Annotated in this window: 2 rRNA genes; both read left to right on the top strand. The window is 57.1% G+C overall.

Annotated features, from left to right (window positions below):
- Positions 1-106: ribosomal RNA gene (locus HZZ01_RS20760) — 23S ribosomal RNA — on the top strand; the annotation flags it as partial.
- 93 nt (positions 107-199) lie between these two features.
- Positions 200-315, top strand: a 5S ribosomal RNA gene (gene rrf / locus HZZ01_RS20755).
- The last annotated feature ends 4 nt before the right edge of the window (positions 316-319 follow it).

Genomic DNA, 319 nt, shown 5'->3' with positions numbered 1-319 from the left:
GAGAGTCCTGAAGGGACGTTGAAGACTACGACGTTGATAGGCCGGGTGTGTAAGCGCAGCGATGCGTTGAGCTAACCGGTACTAATGACCCGTGAGGCTTAACCTTACAACGCCAGAGGCGTTTTTGAGAGACACGATTTTCAGCCTTGTACCGGATACATCTGCGCGGCCTTAACGGGCGGCGCGGAGACAGAATTTGCCTGGCGGCTTTAGCGCGGTGGTCCCACCTGACCCCATGCCGAACTCAGAAGTGAAACGCCGTAGCGCCGATGGTAGTGTGGGGTCTCCCCATGCGAGAGTAGGGAACTGCCAGGCATTA

It is taken from the genome of Pantoea sp. WMus005 (genome assembly GCF_013415305.1).
GTDB classification, from domain to species: domain Bacteria; phylum Pseudomonadota; class Gammaproteobacteria; order Enterobacterales; family Enterobacteriaceae; genus Pantoea; species Pantoea rara.
This window is presented reverse-complemented; position numbering and strand designations above follow the sequence as displayed.